Source organism: Nonomuraea maritima (assembly GCF_900100395.1).
Taxonomy (GTDB): Bacteria; Actinomycetota; Actinomycetes; order Streptosporangiales; family Streptosporangiaceae; genus Nonomuraea; species Nonomuraea maritima.
In genome coordinates this window covers 642,937-659,084 of sequence record NZ_FNFB01000002.1, presented here as the reverse complement: position 1 = coordinate 659,084, position 16,148 = coordinate 642,937, and the positions used below count along the sequence as shown (strand labels likewise).

General features: G+C 71.6%; 9 protein-coding genes. 3 read left to right on the top strand and 6 right to left on the bottom strand.

Going from position 1 to position 16,148, the window contains the following annotated elements; genetic code table 11:
* Positions 1 to 57: 57 nt before the first annotated feature.
* Positions 58 to 3,153 carry an AfsR/SARP family transcriptional regulator gene (locus tag BLR04_RS06695; protein WP_245740056.1) on the bottom strand — a complete coding sequence of 1,032 codons (3,096 nt, stop codon included), beginning with the start codon at positions 3,151 to 3,153 and terminating at the stop codon, positions 58 to 60.
* Between the two features lie 75 nt (positions 3,154 to 3,228).
* On the opposite strand from BLR04_RS06695, the gene BLR04_RS06690 reads away from it, so the two are divergent.
* Positions 3,229 to 4,083, top strand: a complete 855-nt coding sequence (locus tag BLR04_RS06690) for an NAD(P)-dependent oxidoreductase (RefSeq protein WP_090760597.1) — start codon at positions 3,229 to 3,231, stop codon at positions 4,081 to 4,083.
* Here BLR04_RS06690 and BLR04_RS06685 read toward each other — a convergent pair.
* The 3 genes from BLR04_RS06685 to BLR04_RS06675 all read right to left on the bottom strand — a co-directional run bounded on the left by BLR04_RS06685 (position 4,080) and on the right by BLR04_RS06675 (position 9,235).
* Entirely contained in the window at positions 4,080 to 5,408 is a 1,329-nt protein-coding gene (locus tag BLR04_RS06685) for a maltokinase N-terminal cap-like domain-containing protein (RefSeq protein WP_090760595.1), read from the bottom strand. The genes BLR04_RS06690 and BLR04_RS06685 overlap by 4 nt on opposite strands.
* A gap of 3 nt (positions 5,409 to 5,411) precedes the next feature.
* The gene (gene treS / locus BLR04_RS06680; RefSeq protein ID WP_090760593.1) at positions 5,412 to 7,115 is read right to left on the bottom strand and encodes a maltose alpha-D-glucosyltransferase; all 1,704 of its coding nucleotides are present in this window, start codon (positions 7,113 to 7,115) and stop codon (positions 5,412 to 5,414) included.
* Positions 7,116 to 7,186: 71 nt separating this feature from the next.
* The gene (locus tag BLR04_RS06675) at positions 7,187 to 9,235 is read right to left on the bottom strand and encodes an alpha-1,4-glucan--maltose-1-phosphate maltosyltransferase (RefSeq protein ID WP_090760591.1); all 2,049 of its coding nucleotides are present in this window, start codon (positions 9,233 to 9,235) and stop codon (positions 7,187 to 7,189) included.
* 243 nt (positions 9,236 to 9,478) lie between these two features.
* Between BLR04_RS06675 and glgP the strand changes: the two genes are divergently transcribed.
* Together glgP and BLR04_RS06665 are read left to right on the top strand one after the other, a co-directional pair.
* A complete protein-coding gene (gene glgP, locus BLR04_RS06670; RefSeq protein WP_090760589.1) occupies positions 9,479 to 12,061 on the top strand; it encodes an alpha-glucan family phosphorylase in 2,583 nt (860 codons plus the stop codon).
* Between the two features lie 46 nt (positions 12,062 to 12,107).
* Positions 12,108 to 12,998, top strand: a complete 891-nt coding sequence (locus BLR04_RS06665; protein WP_090760587.1) for a MurR/RpiR family transcriptional regulator — start codon at positions 12,108 to 12,110, stop codon at positions 12,996 to 12,998.
* 33 nt (positions 12,999 to 13,031) lie between these two features.
* Here the strand turns inward: BLR04_RS06665 and BLR04_RS06660 are convergent, their stop codons facing one another.
* Entirely contained in the window at positions 13,032 to 14,948 is a 1,917-nt protein-coding gene (locus BLR04_RS06660) for an N-acetylmuramoyl-L-alanine amidase (RefSeq protein WP_090760586.1), read from the bottom strand.
* 90 nt (positions 14,949 to 15,038) lie between these two features.
* Entirely contained in the window at positions 15,039 to 16,067 is a 1,029-nt protein-coding gene (locus tag BLR04_RS06655; protein WP_245740055.1) for a zinc-binding dehydrogenase, read from the bottom strand.
* Positions 16,068 to 16,148 lie beyond the last annotated feature (81 nt).

Genomic DNA, 16,148 nt, shown 5'->3' with positions numbered 1-16,148 from the left:
CGGATAACTAGCCCTTTCCCACTTCTTGGCCCGACGTGTCCTCCAAGGGAGCGCGGGTCATGGTGGCGGTGTCCGGGCAGGGGGTGGGCTCGGCTGGTCCTCCAAGGGGAGGGTGGCGCCGTTGGTCATGGCGGCGGCGACGGTGTCCGGGCCAAGGGCGGCGCGGAGGGTGGCCTCGATGCGGTTGACGTCGCCGCGTTCGGCGGGTGGCAGTGGCGCGCCGGCGGAGGCGCGGAGTGCGGCGGCGCGGCCCAGGCGGCGGGCCGCCTGCTCAGGGTGGCCGTCGAGGGCCAGCGCGCCCGCCAGCCCTTCCAGCGCGAGCGCGATCGCCCGCGGGTCGCCGACCTTGCGGGCCACCGCCAGCGCCCGGCGCTGCAGGTCGAGGGCGCCCGCCGCGTCGCCGCGCTGCTCGGCGACGAAGCCCAGCTCGGCCAGGATCAGCGCCGCGCCGGGGTCGCCGGACACGTCCTCGACCCAGCTCAGCCAGGTGCGCAGCCGTCGCTCCGCCTCGGCGAGCCGGCCCTGCCTGCGGGCCGAGAGCGCGAGACCCAGCTCGGCGAACTCCTCGGCGGGCCGGTTCGACTGCGCCGCCGCCAGCCGTGCCGCGCGCTCGTGGTGCTCGTCGGCGGCCGCGCGGTCGCCGGTCAGCAGGGCGATCCTGCCCAGGCGCGACAGCGCGTCGGACACCGAGCTCCACAGGCCGAGCTCCTCGGCCATCGCCAGCCCCTCGCGGCGCAGCGCGGCGGCCCGCTCGTAGTCGCCGGTGATCTCGGCCAGGGTGCCGAGGTTCTCGGCCGCCCGCAGCTCGCCCCACCGGTCGCCGAGCCGCCGGAACAGCTCCAGCGCCCGCTCCGCGTGCTCGCGCAGCGCGTCCAGGTCGCCGCGCAGGACGGCCTGGCGCCCGAGGACGTTGAGCGCGGCGGCCGTCCCCCACGTGTCACCGAGCTCGCGGAACTCCGCCAATGCCGTCTCCACCAGCTCCACGCTCGCCGACAGATCTCCGTAGCCGAACAGCGCGAAGCCCGCGAACCACCGCGCCCGCGCCCTGGCCCGCGGATCCTCCACCACGTCGATCAGCGCGACGTCGACCGGCACGAGCCGCCCCGCCAGCAGCGTCAGCCCGGCCGCCCACACCCGTGCCTGCGCCACCGCTCCACATGGGGACGGGTCCGTGATCGACAGGGCCGACTCCAGCGCGCGGCGGCCCTCTCCGAGTCTGCCGCGCAGCACCCACGACCAGGCCAGCGCGTTCACCAGCCGGAGCGCCTCCCCGGCCGCCCCCGCCCGTACCGCCGCCTCCAGGGCCGCGCGCAGGTTGGCGTGCTCGGCGTCGAGCAGGGCGAGCGCCTGCCGCTGCCCGTGACCGCGCAGGGCCGGCTCCGTACGCTCGGCCAGGTCCGTGTAGTGGCGGACGTGCCGCAGCCGTACGGCGTCCAGCTCTCCGGCCTCCGCCAGCCGCTCCCGGCAGTACGCGGCCACCGACTCCAACAGACGGTAGCGAGGGCCGGGCGTACGGACCACGAGTGAACGGTCGACCAGGCGGGCCAGCAGGTCGAGCACGTCGAGGCCGGGCTCGGCGCACACCTCCTCGGCCGCCTCCAGGGTGCATCCGTCGGCGTGCACGGCCAGCCGCCGCAGCACGACGCGTTCGGCGTCCGTCAGCAGCTCCCAGCTCCAGTCGATCACGGCCCGCAGGGTCCGCTGCCGGGCCGGCGCGGTGCGCAGGCCGGAGCCGAGGAGCCGGAAGCGGTCGTCGAGGCGTTCGGCGAACTGACGCGGTGTCAGCGCCCGCATCCTGGTGGCGGCCAGCTCCAGCGCCAGCGGGATGCCGTACAGCCGCGCGCAGATCTCGGCGACGTCGGCGTCCGGCGGGACGCCGGCCCGCGCCGTGAACAGCTCCACCGCCGCCTCCTGAGCGAGCGGCGGCACGCTCCACACCCGCTCGCCCGCGATCCCCAGCGGCGCCTGCCCGGTGACGAGCACCCGAAGCCCTGGCACGGCCCGCAGCAGCCGGTCGGCCAGCTCGGCCGCCTGCTCCACCACGTGCTCGCAGTTGTCCAGGACGAGCAGCGCCGGCCTGCCCGCCAACGCGGCAGGCAGCCGGTCCATCAGCGCGCCGGGGGCGTCGTCACGCAGGCCAAGCACGTCTGCGACCGCCTCGGCGACCTCGACCGCCTCCGCCTCCGTGGGCAGCGAGGCCAGCTCCGCCAGCCACACGTCGCCGTCCTCGATGCGCCCGGCCACGGCGAGGGCCAGGCGCGTCTTGCCCACCCCACCCGGCCCGACGAGCGTGACCAGCCGTGCGGTACGCAGCAGCGCGACGACCTCGGCCACCGCCTCGTCCCGCCCCACGAGGGGGGTCAGCGGCACCGGCAGCCCCACCCGGCCGGGCGAAGCGTCCTTGGGCGGGTCCAGGGAAGGGTCGCGTTCCAGGATCGCCCGGTGCAGGGCCACCAGCGCAGGCCCTGGGTCGAGGCCCAGCTCGTCGGCCAGCCGCCGCCGCAGGTCGTGGTAGCTCTCCAGCGCCTCGCGCGACAACCCGGCCCGGTAGAGCGCCCGTACGTGCAGCTCCCGCAGCCGCTCGCGCAACGGGTGCTCGGCCACCAGGTCGCTCAGCTCGGCGGCGAGCAGCCCGTGCTCGCCCAGCGCGAGCCGCGCCTCGGCGAGCTCCTCCAGCGCGACCAGCCGCTGTTCCTCCAGCCGCGCCACCGCCGTCCGCGCGAACGGCTCGTCGGCGAAGCCGTCGTACGCGCCGCCGCGCCACAGGCCGAGGCCCTCGCGCAGCAGCGCCGCGCGGGCGCTCGGGTCGTCGTCGCGCCGGGCCTTCTCCAGCAGCGTCTCGAACCGGCCGGCGTCGACGTCCTCGCGCCCGGCGTGCAGCACGTACCCCGGCGCCTGGTACGTCACCAGTTCCCGCCCCAGCACCGCCCGCAGCTGCGACACCTTCACCCGCAGGGCCGCGCGGGCGCCGGCGGGCGGGCGACCGTCCCACAGGTCCTCGACCAGCCGGTCGGCGGAGACCGGCCGGCCCGCGTGGATCAGCAGGATCGCCAGCAGCGCCCGCACCTTGACCTCGGGCACCCGGACGGCTTCCCCGCCGGGCGACCACACGGTGAGCGGCCCCAGCACCCCGAACCGCAATCCGTCCCCCATAACCCACTCCGAACCCGACCATAACCCGCCCCGGCCAGGGTGGACGCACTGACCTCCTGACGAAGGAATCTTGCTATGTCTGAGAACATCGCCGTACTCGGCCTCGGGCTCATGGGATCCGCCCTCGCGGGCGCCCTCCTCGGCGCCGGCCACCGTGTCACCGTGTGGAACCGTACGCCCGCCAAGGCCGACCCTCTGGTGGCCGAGGGCGCGATCCGTGCGGACACCCCCGCGGCGGCCGTCGCGGCCGCCGACCTGGTGATCGTCTGCGTGCTCGACTACCCGGCGACCCGCGGGCTGCTGGAGGAGGCGTCGCTGGAGGGCAAGGTGGTCGCCAACCTCACCACCGGCCGTCCGTCTGAGGCCCGGGAGACCGCCTCATGGGTGACCGGGCGCGGCGCCGCCGGCTACCTCGACGGCGGCATCATGGCCGTGCCCCAGATGATCGCCGAGCCGGGCGCGCTCATCCTCTACAGCGGCTCCCGCACGGCCTTCGACCGGTACCAGCCCGTGCTCGCCGCCCTGGCAGACTCCCTGTTCACCGGCGAGGACCCCGGCCTGGCCCCCCTGCTGGACCTCGCCATGCTGACCGGCATGTACGGCCAGATCGCCGGTTTCCTGGAGGCCGCCGCGCTGGTCCGGTCCGCGGGATACCCCGTGGGGGAGTTCACCACGTCCCTGCTCGTCCCGTGGCTGAACGCGATGGCCGCGCAGCAGCCCCACATGGCCGCCCAGGTCGAGTCCGGCGACCACGCCACCGAGGTCTCCAACCTGGAGATCAACCGGTCCGGGATGGAGACCCTGGTGCGCACCTTCCAGGAGCAGGGCGTCAGGCCCGACCTGCTGCTGCCGCTGAAGGACGCCATCGACCGGCGCGCGGGCCGCGGCCTCGGCCACGAGGGCCTCTCGGGCCTGGTCGAAGAGCTCTAAGAACGCGGACGGAAGGCGGCCAGGGGGATCGAAATCCAGGCGGGACGGTTGCGGGCCTCGTACACGACCTCGTAGACGGCCTTCGCCATCTCGAACGCGCGCAGCAGCGTCGCGTCCGCCTCCGTGATGACGCCGCCGCCCTCGGCGTAGCCCTCCAGGAAGGCGGCCCGGTTGCGGTCGGCCCACTCCTGGGCCCGGGGCTCCAGGCGGCCGGCCTCGGGGTGACCGGCGAGCAGGTGCCGCGCCGCGTAGTCGAACGAGCGCAGCATCCCTGCCACGTCCCGCAGCGGCGACGACAGCGCCCGGCGCTCCTGCAGCGGCTGGCCCGGCTCGCCCTCGAAGTCGAGCACCACCCAGTCCGTCGGGGTGCGCATCACCTGGCCGAGGTGGTAGTCGCCGTGGACGCGCTGCACGGGCACCTCGCTGGTGAGCAGGTCGACCTCGTGGTAGGCCTGCTCGATCACGCTCACGTGTTCGCGCAGCTCGGGCACCTCGGCCACGGCCCGGCCGAGCCGCCGCCTGAAGCCCTCGGCCATGCGCTTGACCTCGTGCACCGCGATCACGTCCGTCGGGAACGCGGCGGCCAGCTCGTGGTGCACCCTGGCGGTCGCGCTGCCGAGCCGCAGCGACTCGGCCGCGAAGTCGCCGCCGGCCTCGGCGGCCGGCACCTCGGGCAGCGACGCGTACAGGTCGCGGACGCTGGTGAGCGCGAGGTCCCAGCCGTCGTTGGCGGCGGACAGGAACTCCTGCATGAACGCGAGCGTGGTGTCGGTGCCGTCGAGGTCGGTCTCGATCCACCCGTACGGCTGCGCGATGTGCGGCGCGTCGCGGGCGGCGAGCGCGGTCACGATCTCCAGCTCGGGATTCACGCCGGGGACCAGCCGCCGGAACAGCTTGCAGATGTAGGCGTCGCCGTACACGAGCGAGGTGTTGGACTGCTCCGCGCCGAGCACGAGGCTGCGCGGAGAGGTGTCGATGGTGGCGCCGGGCATGTGGCGCAGGCGCAGGCCGTTGTGGTCCTGCTCGCGCGCCATGCCGTCGAGCAGCCAGCCCGTACGGTCGGAGTCGTGCACGGCGTCGTAGAGGTACGTGTCGCCCAGGGTGCCGATCAGGGCGTGGCCCAGCCGCTCGGGCAGCACGGTGCGCTCACCCAGCAGCAGCTGGTAGCGCTCGCGGGAGTCGTCCTGCCGGACGGCGACCACCAGGTGCCGCAGGCCGGGTGTGAGTTCGACGTCGGACTCGATCCACAGCCCGTCGATCGGGCGCCCCTTGCCACCGAACCAACGTTGGCGGCCGATCCATGTGGCAAGGAGCTCGTCGAGCACGTCCTACTCCTCCTGGGTGGTGGCCGGCGGCGGGAGCGTGAACCAGTAGAACCCATGCCCGGGGAGCGTCAAAAGATACGGAAGTTCGCCAATTGCCGGGAATGGTACGCCCCCCATGGTTTCCACGGGGGAGACGCCGACGAACCTGCGCAGGTCGAGCTCGACCGGCTGGGGGAAGCGCGAGAGGTTGTTCACGCAGAGCATCCGGTCGTCGCCCAGCTCACGGACGAACGCCAGCACGCTCGGGTTGGAGGAGTTGAGCTCCGCGTACCCGCCGAGCCCGAAGACCGGGTGCCGCTTGCGGATCTCGATCATGCGTCGGGTCCAGTGCAGCAGCGAACCGGCGTTCTTCTGCTGGGCCTCGACGTTGATGGCCTGGTAGCCGTAGATCGGGTCCATGATCACCGGCAGGTAGAGCCGGCCGGGGTCGCAGTCGGAGAACCCGGCGTTGCGGTCGGGGTCCCACTGCATGGGCGTACGGACGCCGTCGCGGTCGCCGAGCCAGATGTTGTCGCCCATGCCGATCTCGTCGCCGTAGTAGAGCACCGGTGAGCCGGGCAGCGACATCAGCAGGGCGGTGAACAGCTCGATCTGGTTGCGGTCGTTCTCCAGCAGCGGGGCGAGCCGGCGGCGGATGCCGACGTTGGCCCGCATGCGGGGATCCTTGGCGTACTCGGTGTACATGTAGTCGCGTTCCTCGTCCGTCACCATCTCGAGGGTCAGCTCGTCGTGGTTACGGAGGAAGATCCCCCACTGGCAGTTCTCCGGGATCTTCGGCGTCTGGGCCAGGATCTCGGAGATGGGGTAGCGCGACTCGCGGCGGACGGCCATGAAGATGCGCGGCATCAGCGGGAAGTGGAAGGCCATGTGGCACTCGTCGCCGCCGTTGACCGGGTCGCCGAAGTACTCGACCACGTCCGACGGCCACTGGTTGGCCTCGGCCAGCAGCACCCGGTCGGGATAGAGGCGGTCGACCTCCGAGCGGATGTGCTTGAGGTAGGCGTGGGTCTTCGGCAGGTTCTCGCAGTTGGTGCCCTCCTCCTCGAACAGGTAGGGGACCGCGTCGAGCCGGAAGCCGTCGATGCCGAGGTCGAGCCAGAAGCGCAGCACCTCCATCATCGCCTCTTGCACCGCCGGGTTCTCGTAGTTGAGATCGGGCTGATGGTGGAAGAAGCGGTGCCAGTAGTACTGCCCGCGCACCGGGTCGTACGTCCAGTTGGAGGTCTCGGTGTCGATGAAGATGATCCGCGCGTCCTGGTACTTCTCGTCGGTGTCGGACCAGACGTAGAAGTCGCCGTACGGACCCTCAGGGTCGTGCCGGGAGGCCTGGAACCAGGGATGGGCGTCGCTGGTGTGGTTCATGACGAGGTCGGCGATGACCCGCATGCCGCGCTTGTGCGCCTCGTCGACGAGCTTCACGAAGTCGCCGAGATCTCCGAAGTCGGGGAGGATCTTCATGAAGTCGGCGATGTCGTACCCGCCGTCACGCAGCGGCGACTCGTACAGCGGCAGCAGCCACAGGCAGTCGACGCCCAGCCACTGCAGATAGTCGAGCTTGCCGATGAGGCCCTTGATGTCTCCGGTGCCGTCGCCGTTGGAGTCGGCGAAGCCCCTGATCAGGACCTCGTAGAAGACGGCGCGCTTGTACCAGTGAGGATCGCGCGGCTTCTCCTCGTCGAAGGTGTTGGGAATGGGTGTGATGCTCATGAGTCGCCTCGCAGGCGGCTCACGAAGGAGGCGCGTTCACACACGTCGAAGACTCCCCGCTGAATTCATGTCTACCGAGGCGCGGCTCGTACGGTGAGGATGTGGGCAGGCTGGATATGGGGGTCGAGCCGCACGTAGTTGCTCTGCCTCCAGCGGTACGTCTCGCCGGACAGCTCGTCGTCGACGACGAACTCGGCATTCCAGTCGAGACCGATGGCGGGCAGGTCAAGGTCTACGGTCGCCTCGTGGGTGTGGTGTGGATCCAGGTTGATGACCGCCAGAACGACGTCGCCCAGCCCGTGCCTTCGTGTGGCCGGATCGTAGGCGCCCGGAAGTCGTTTCGAGAAGCAAACGATGTCCGGTTGGTCGACCCTGTGGAACCGTAGATTACGCAATTCCTGGAGCGCCGGATGAGCTCTTCGGAACAAATTCAGCTGCGTGATGAACGGAGCCAGGCTGCGGCCTTCGCGCTCGGCGGTCGCCCAATCCCGAGGTTTGTACTGATATTTCTCGCTATCAAGATATTCTTCACTGCCCGGGCGTACCGGGGTATTTTCTGCGAGTTCGTACCCAGAATAGACGCCCCATGTCGGCGATGCCAGAGCGGCCAGTACGGCCCTGATCTTGAATGCGGGAACGCCGCCGTGCTGAAGGAATTCGTGAAGGATGTCGGGAGTGTTCACGAACAGGTTGGGACGCAGGTAACTCGACGTCTCCCGGGACAGCTCGGTGAGATAGCTCTCCACCTCACCCTTGGTGTTCCGCCACGTGAAGTACGTGTACGACTGGTGGAAGCCCACCTTGGCGAGCGTGCGCAGCATGGCCGGCCGGGTGAAGGCCTCGGCCAGGAAGACCACGTCGGGGTCGGTGCCGTGGATGTCGGCCAGCAGCCGCTCCCAGAACCCCACCGGCTTGGTGTGCGGGTTGTCCACACGGAAGACCCGCACCCCGTGCTCCATCCAGTGCAGCAGCACCCGCTTGACCTCGGCGTAGATGCCCTCGGGGTCCTTGTCGAAGTTGACCGGGTAGATGTCCTGGTACTTCTTCGGCGGGTTCTCGGCGTACGCGATCGACCCGTCGGCCCGGACCGTGAACCACTCGGGGTGCTCCTTCACCCACGGGTGGTCCGGCGAGCACTGGAGCGCGAAGTCGAGCGCGACCTCCATGCCGAGCTCCCTGGCCCGCGCCACGAAGTCGTCGAAGTCCTCGAGGGTGCCGAGGTCGGGATGGACGGCGTCGTGGCCGCCGTCCTCGGAGCCGATCGCCCACGGCGAGCCGGGCTCGTCGGGCTCGGGGCTCAGCGTGTTGTTGCGCCCCTTGCGGAACCGGTGCCCGATCGGGTGGACGGGCGGCAGGTAGACGACGTCGAAGCCCATCTTGGCGATGGCGGGCAGCCGCTTGGCGGCCGTCTGGAACGTCCCCGACTTCGAGACGCCCGACTCGCTCACCACCGCGCCCTCCGAGCGCGGGAAGAACTCGTACCAGGAGCCGTAGAGCGCCCGGCGGCGGTCAACCCTGATCTTCTGCGACCTCGACCTGGTCACCAGCTCGCGGAACGGGTGGGCCTCCAGCAACGCGGCGGTCTCAGGCAGCTGCGCGATCGACAGCCTGGCCCGCGGGTCCGTGGTGTCGTCGCGAAGGGTGGCCGACACCGACAGCAGCGCCGCGCGGTGGCCGCAGGAGTCACCGTTCTTCGGCCGGTTCGCGCCGTTGGGGCACTCCGCCGGCCGCACGGCCTTGGCCGCCCGCTCGAACAGCCGGGCGCCCTCCTCGCACATGAGGTCGACGTCCATGCCGCGCGGGATCTTGATCTCGGCGTCGTGCAGCCAGGTCGCGATCGGGTCGCTCCACGCCTCGACGCGGAACAGCCAGTCACCCTCCGACGGCAAGGACACCTCGACGCCCCAGCGGTCGGTGCCGGGGGCAAGCTCGCGCATCCGTCTGAGTGGCCCACGCTGCCCGTCGGGCGACGTGAGCACCACACCGGCGGCCACGGCGTCGTGGCCTTCTCGGAACACGGTCGCCGAGACCTCGAAGGTCTCGCCGGCGACCGCCTTGGCGGGCCACTGCCCGCAGTCGACGACGGGGGAGATGTCCGTGATGGGAATTCGTCCGATCATCGCAATCAAAGGTTTGCGGCGGCACTCCCGGTACCGCCGGAGGCTTTCCCGGCAGGAACGATCCTTGCACGGTAATTGTGGACAGCAGCGGAGAGACCTCCCGAGAGTGCGTGCGGGAGATCCCAACATTGAGGAAAGTTGCCCCAATAGTCGCTGTTCATGCTTGTTCCCGGAAGGGGTTTGAACGGCACGCATGGGGGTGAAGGACTGAGAGGTCCCTCCTAGCCCGTAGGGTGCAGAAACGTGAGAGCTATCCGCCGATTTACCGTCCGCACCGTCCTGCCCGCGGAGCTGGCCGCGCTCGGCGAGCTCGTGCAGAACCTCCGATGGTCCTGGCACCCGGAGACGATGGATCTTTTCGCGGAGGTCGACCCCGGCCTCTGGGAGCAGGTCCGGCACGATCCCGTGGCCCTGCTCGGCGCCGTCACGCCGGCCCGGCTGAACGAGCTCGCCGGCGACCGCCGCTTCCTGCGACGGGTCGCCGACGCCGCCGACGACCTGCGCGAGTACATGACCGCGCCGCGCTGGTACCAGACGCTGCCCGACGCCGCGCGCGCCATCGCCTACTTCTCGCCCGAGTACGGCATCGCCGCGGCCCTGCCGCAGTACTCCGGCGGGCTCGGCATCCTCGCGGGCGACCACCTCAAGGCCGCCAGCGACCTCGGCGTGCCCATCCTCGCGGTCGGCCTGCTCTACCGGCACGGCTACTTCACGCAGTCGCTGTCGCCCGAGGGCTGGCAGCTCGAGCACTACCCGGCGCTCGACGCGGGCGGCCTGCCGCTCACCCTGCTGAAGGACGACGAGGGCGCGCCCGTCAAGATCCGCCTGTCGCTGCCGGAGAACCGCGTGCTGCACGCGCAGATCTGGGTGGCCCAGGTCGGCCGGGTCCCGCTGCTGCTGCTCGACTCCGACGTGGCCGACAACGACGCCGCCGCCCGCGACGTCACCGACCGCCTGTACGGCGGCGGCACCGACCACCGGCTCAACCAGGAACTGCTGCTCGGCGTCGGCGGGGTGCGGGCGATCCGCGCGTACTGCAAACTCACCGGCCATCCCGAGCCCGAGGTCTTCCACACCAACGAGGGCCACGCCGGCTTCCTCGGCCTGGAGCGCATCCGCGAGCTCACCGAGGCGCGGATGTCGTTCGACGAGGCGCTCGAGGCCGTACGCGCGGGCACGGTGTTCACCACCCACACGCCCGTCCCCGCGGGCATCGACCGCTTCCCGCGCGACATGATCGAACGCCACTTCGGCGGCGCGAACTCCTGGCCGACCGTCCCCGTCGAGCGCATCCTCGCCCTCGGCGCCGAGGACGACCCCGGCCGGTTCAACATGGCCGTCATGGGCATGCGGCTCGCCCAGCGGGTCAACGGCGTCTCGCACCTGCACGGCGAGGTCAGCCGTGAGATGTTCAAGAACCTGTGGCCGGGCTTCGACGTGGACGAGGTCCCCATCGGGTCGATCACCAACGGCGTGCACGCCCCCACCTGGGTCGGGCGGGAGCTGATGGAGCTGGCCGGCCGCGAGGTGCCCTCGCTGCTGGAGCGGGCCCGCGGCTGGGACGCCATCCAGAAGATCCCCGACGGCGACATCTGGAAGATCCGCGGCACGCTGCGCCGGCGGCTGGTCAACGGCGCACGCGCGCGGCTGCGCCGGTCGTGGCGCGAGCGCGGGGCCTCCGACGCCGAGCTGGGCTGGATCGACGACGCCCTCGACCCCGAGGTGCTGACGATCGGGTTCGCCCGGCGGGTGCCGTCGTACAAGCGGCTGACGCTCATGCTGCGCGACCCGCGCCGGCTGGCCCGGCTGCTGCTCGACCCCGACAAGCCGGTGCAGATCGTGATCGCCGGCAAGGCGCACCCCGCCGACGAGGGCGGCAAGAAGCTCATCCAGCAGATCGTCAAGTTCGCCGACCAGGAGAAGGTCCGGCACCGCATCGTGTTCCTGCCCGACTACGACATGGCGCTCGGCCGGCTCATGGTCCAGGGCTGCGACGTCTGGCTGAACAACCCGCTGCGCCCGCTGGAGGCGTCCGGCACCTCGGGCATGAAGTCCGCGCTCAACGGCGGCCTCAACCTGTCGATCCGCGACGGCTGGTGGGACGAGTGGTACGACGGCACCAACGGCTGGTCGATCCCCACCGCCGACGGCGTGGGCGACCCCGACCGCCGCGACGCGCTGGAGGCCGCCGCCCTGTACGACCTGATCGAGAACGAGGTGTCCGACCGGTTCTACGACCGCGGCGTCGACGGCCTGCCGCGCCGCTGGATGGAGATGGTCAAGCACACCCTGACCTCGCTCGGGCCCAAGGTGCTCGCCGGGCGCATGCTGCGCGACTACGTCGTCACCCTGTACAACCCGGCCGCCGCCTCGGCCCGCGCGCTGTCGGCCGACGCGTACGCTCCGGCCAGGGCGTTCGCGGCCTGGCGGGTGCGGGTGACGAGGGCCTGGCCGGGGGTGCGGGTCGAGCACGTCGAGGCGACGGGCGTGAGCGACACCCCGGAGGTCGGGGCCGCGATCGAGCTGCACGCCACGGTCGCGCTGGGCGATCTGGAGCCCGGTGACGTCCGGGTCGAGGCCGTCTACGGCAAGGTCGGCCCGCACGACGAGCTGGTGCACCCGGCGTACGAGAGGCTGACCCCCGGGTCGGTGGACGACGACGGGCGGGCCCACTACACGGGCACGGTGCCGCTCGACCGTACGGGCGCGTTCGGCTACACCGTCCGGGTGGTGCCGTACCACCCGCTGGCCGCGACGAGCGCGGAGCTCGGGCTCATCGCCGTGCCCGAGGAACCGGCCGGGATGACGAACGGTACATTGCGGTAATTCCAGATCTGCTCGCCGATCAGGTCCAGGCGGCATAATCGGGACCGTGGACGACAGCGGGAACGGCCTGCGGGCCGACACACTGGTGGCCACGGTTCGCGGTGTGCTGCCGTCGCTGACGCCCGCCGCCCGGACCGTCGCCCAGCTCATCCTCGAAGATCCCGCGACGGTGGCCAGGAGCACGATCACCGAGCTGTCCGCGGCCTCCGGCACCAGCGAAGCCACCATCGTGCGCACCGCACGGCTGCTCGGCTTCCCCGGATATCCGCAGCTGCGCCTGGCCTTAGCCGCCGCGGCGGCGCAACCCGACCGGCTCGTGCCCGGAGACCTCGCGCCCGACGACCCGTTGTCGGAGGTGATCCAGAAGGTCGCGCGGGCCGAGTCCGAGGCGATCAACGACACCGTCGCCCAGCTCACCTCCGAACGGCTGGGCCTCGTGGTCGAGGCCATCGTGGGGGCCCGGCGGGTCGACGCCTACGGGGTGGGCGCCTCCGGCCTGGTGGCCGAGGACGTCGCCCAGAAGCTGCTGCGCATCGGCCTGTCCAGCCACGCCTTCCAGGACGCCCACCTGGCTCTGACCAGCGCGGTGCTGCTGCGCGACGGCGACGTGGCGATCGGCATCAGCACGTCGGGGGAGACACCCGACGTGATCGAGCCGCTGACCCGGGCCAGGGAGGCGGGCGCGACCACGGTCGCGATCACCAACAACCCCCGTTCGACCATCGCGGAGCTGGCCGAGCACGTGCTGATCTCGGCCGGGCGCGAGACGGAGTTCCGTCCCGGCGCGCTGGCCAGCCGCATCAGCCAGCTCCTCGTCGTCGACTGCGTGTTCGTCGGCGTCGCCCAGCGCACGTTCGACTCCTCCCAGGAGGCGCTCGCGAGCACCAGGCGCGCCGTCAAGGAGTTCACCGCGACCTCGCGGCGCCGCACCGGGTGAGTCCCCGCCCCGGTCCAGGGCGGGGAGCGGCGGTCAGCCGGACGACACCACCCGCACGTCGTCGGCCTTGACGAACATGACGCGGTGGCCGAACTGGATCTGCAGGTACTTCGTCCTGCCACGGATCACCTGGTGGTCGTTCTCGTCGAAGGTGACCGCCCGGTAGTACTCCGTGTCCGCCGTGCCGGCGAGCGTGTACCTCTCACCCGCCGAGAACGTGTACTGCAGCGGCGTCACCGTCTGGTACGGCACGTCCGCCGGGTACGCCTCCTGCTCCGGGTAGGCCCTGCCGTACACCGGGACGGTCGCCTTGCCCGGCTTCGGGGTGACGAGGAGCCCCTTCGACGGGACGGCGGTCGGGGCGTCGGCCGGGTTGTGGAACCACGCCTTCTGGCCGAGGTACCAGATGGCCGTCCAGTCGCCCTGCCGGTCGGCCACCGCGAACCGCTGGCCGGTGCTCGCGCGGGCGCTGTGGTCGTACACGCTGTGGAGCGAGTCGCCCGTGGGGTGCTTGCCGATGTCCTTCACGAGCGGCGCGTCGTCGCGCGGCTCGGTGCGCAGCCACACCGTGCCGGCGCCGAGCGGCGGGCAGGCGGCCTCGGGGTTCTCGCCGTCACAGCCGTAGAAGTACGGCTTGTTCGTGGCGAAGTCGGGCTTGATCATGACCGCGCCCGACCTGGGCCCGCCGGAGCGGTGCAGCGGCGCCCCCAGGAGCTGGAAGTAGTGCGCCCAGTCCCAGAACGGCCCCGGGTCCTCGTGCATGCCCTGGACGGTCGACGGGATCGTGCCGGGGACGTTGTCGTGGCCGAGGATGTGCGCCCGGTCGAGCGGGACGTCGAAGCGCTGGGCCAGGTAGCGCACCAGCCGGGCCGACGAGCGGTACATCGCCTCGGTGAACCAGGTGCCGCCCTGCGCCAGGAAGCCCTCGTGCTCGATGCCGATGGACTTGGAGTTGATGTACCAGTTGCCCGCCTGCCAGCCGATGTCCTCGGCCTTGATGTGCTGGGCGACGTGACCGTCGGAGGAGCGGATCGAGTACTGCCAGCTCGCGCCGTAGTTGGGGTCCTGGTTGAGGCCGATCGACGGGAGGAAATATCCCTCCATGTCGTGAATGACGATGTAGTCGATCTTCTGGCTGGCCGGGCGGTCCGCCAGGTCGTAGTGGCCGTAGTCGTCGTCCGGCAGCTGCTGGTACGCGGCCGGGATCCACTCGCACGAGATCGACGCCGGGCACTCCACCCCGTCGGTGCGCGTGGGCCGCAGCTTGAGCTTCTCCAGCCACCGCTCGATCTTCCGCAGGCCGGGGACGGCCGGCAGGCGCACCAGGTGCCCGTCGTCGGTGGTGCGCTCGACGCCCGCCTTGATGGTCGAGAACACCTCGTCGGCGAAGAACCGCGCGGCCTCCTGCTCCCCGGCGCCCGAGTACTTCGCTACCGCGCCGTACCACTCGGCGGGGTCGTCGCTGAGCGGGGCGCCGAGCGACTTCTGGTAGTCGGCCAGCAGCGCCGCGCCGCCGCGGATGTTGGCGGCGGCGTCGCTCCGCAGCCGCTCGCGGCTCACGCCGGTCAGCTCCGCCGCCCGTTCCATGGTCCGCAGCGAGGGCGGGACGTCGGCGGGGGACAGCGACGGGACGGCGGTCACCGGCAGTGGCCTGCCCTCGTCACCCCGCGCGTCCTCCGCGCCCGCGCTGTGGTGGTTCGAGCCGGTGAAGGCGGCCGCGTCGGTGAGGTGCATCGGCCCGAACCCCGCGTCGCCGGACGGCTGCCCGGCGTGGGCGTCCCAGCGCGACTCGAGATAGGAGACGCCGAGCAGCACGTTCTCGGGGACGCCGAACTCCGCGGCGGCGGCAGAGAAGGCCCGCTGCCGGTCGCCGGCGTCCTCGGCGTGAGCCACGTTGAGACCGCTTAAAGGCAACACGACGACAAGAGGGATCGCCAGAAGCCTGCGCATGAACCACTCCTTTGACTGGGGGGCGCAGTACGCAGTCAGGCTCTCAATATTTTCCTTCTCGCGGGAGATCTTGGCGAAGAGAATTTTCATTCATGAAACGAGGACGACCTTGCCCGTGGTCCGCCGCGTTTCCAGGGCGGCGTGCGCCGCCGCGGCCTCGGCCAGGGGGAACGTCTGGACGGCCGGGACGAGCCGGCCCTCGGCCGCCGCCGCGAGGGCCTCGGCCTCGAACCGGGGACGATCGTGGGGGCGTCCGATGATGATCCAGAGAGCGTTCGTCACGGTCAGTGCCCGCTCCTCCAGCAGGTGAGGGTCCACCTCCACCGGCTGCTGCGTGGCGTTGCCGATGCTGAGGAAGCGACCGCCGTCCGCGAGCAGCTCGAACGTGGCCCGCGCCCGGTCGCCGCCCACCCCGTCGAGGACGGCGCTCACCTTGCGGCCGCCGAGCCACGCGGCGACCGTCCGCTCCCAGCCGGGCAGGTCGTAGTCGACGGCCAGGTCCGCGCCGAGCTCCCGGACGGCCGCCACCTTGGCCGGGCCGCCGGCCGCGCCGATCACCCGCGCGCCGAGGTCGCGGGCGTGCTGGACGAGGAGCCGTCCGATCCCGCCCGCCGCCGAGGTCACGAGGACGACGTCGGCGGCGGTCAGCTTCGCCACGTCGAGGAACTCGAGCGTGGTGCGGCCGGTGACGACCATGGCGACGGCGGTCTCGGGGTCGAGGCCCGCGGGGACGCGGTGGAGCGCCGTCACGTCGGCGACCGCGAGCTCGGCGTACCCGCCCGGCCGCCCGGCCGAGGTGACGACGCCGCGGCCGAGCCAGGCGGGATCGACATCAGGGCCGACGGCGTCCACGCGGCCGGCCACCTCGCCGCCGAGGATCGCCGGCAGCTCGGGGAGCGGCGGCAGGGAGTCACTGGCCCTGCCCTGCCGCAGCATCGTCTCCACCAGGTGCACCCCGGCCGCCCTGACCGCGATGCGCACCTGCCCGGGGCCGGGCTCGGGGTCGGGGACGACCTCGTAGGAGAGGTTCTCGGCAGGGCCGAAGGAGCGCAGGACGACGGCGTGCATGGTGGATTCCTCCAGGTAGGCGTGGTTCTCCTCCCGAGGATGCAAGCTCAACCATGCTTGAGGTCAAACTGCGGTACCGCGCCGCCCGGTCCGGGGCCCTGGATCGGGCCCCGGACGGGCGCTCCGTTCAGG

Bases quoted from the DNA above. Each gene is read 5' to 3' on its own strand.
- BLR04_RS06695 (WP_245740056.1), bottom strand. From the start codon at position 3,153: ATGGGGGACGGATTGCGGTTCGGGGTGCTGGGGCCGCTCACCGTGTGG.
- BLR04_RS06690 (WP_090760597.1), top strand. From the start codon at position 3,229: ATGTCTGAGAACATCGCCGTACTCGGCCTCGGGCTCATGGGATCCGCC.
- treS (WP_090760593.1), bottom strand. From the start codon at position 7,115: ATGAGCATCACACCCATTCCCAACACCTTCGACGAGGAGAAGCCGCGC.
- BLR04_RS06675 (WP_090760591.1), bottom strand. From the start codon at position 9,235: ATGATCGGACGAATTCCCATCACGGACATCTCCCCCGTCGTCGACTGC.
- BLR04_RS06660 (WP_090760586.1), bottom strand. From the start codon at position 14,948: ATGCGCAGGCTTCTGGCGATCCCTCTTGTCGTCGTGTTGCCTTTAAGC.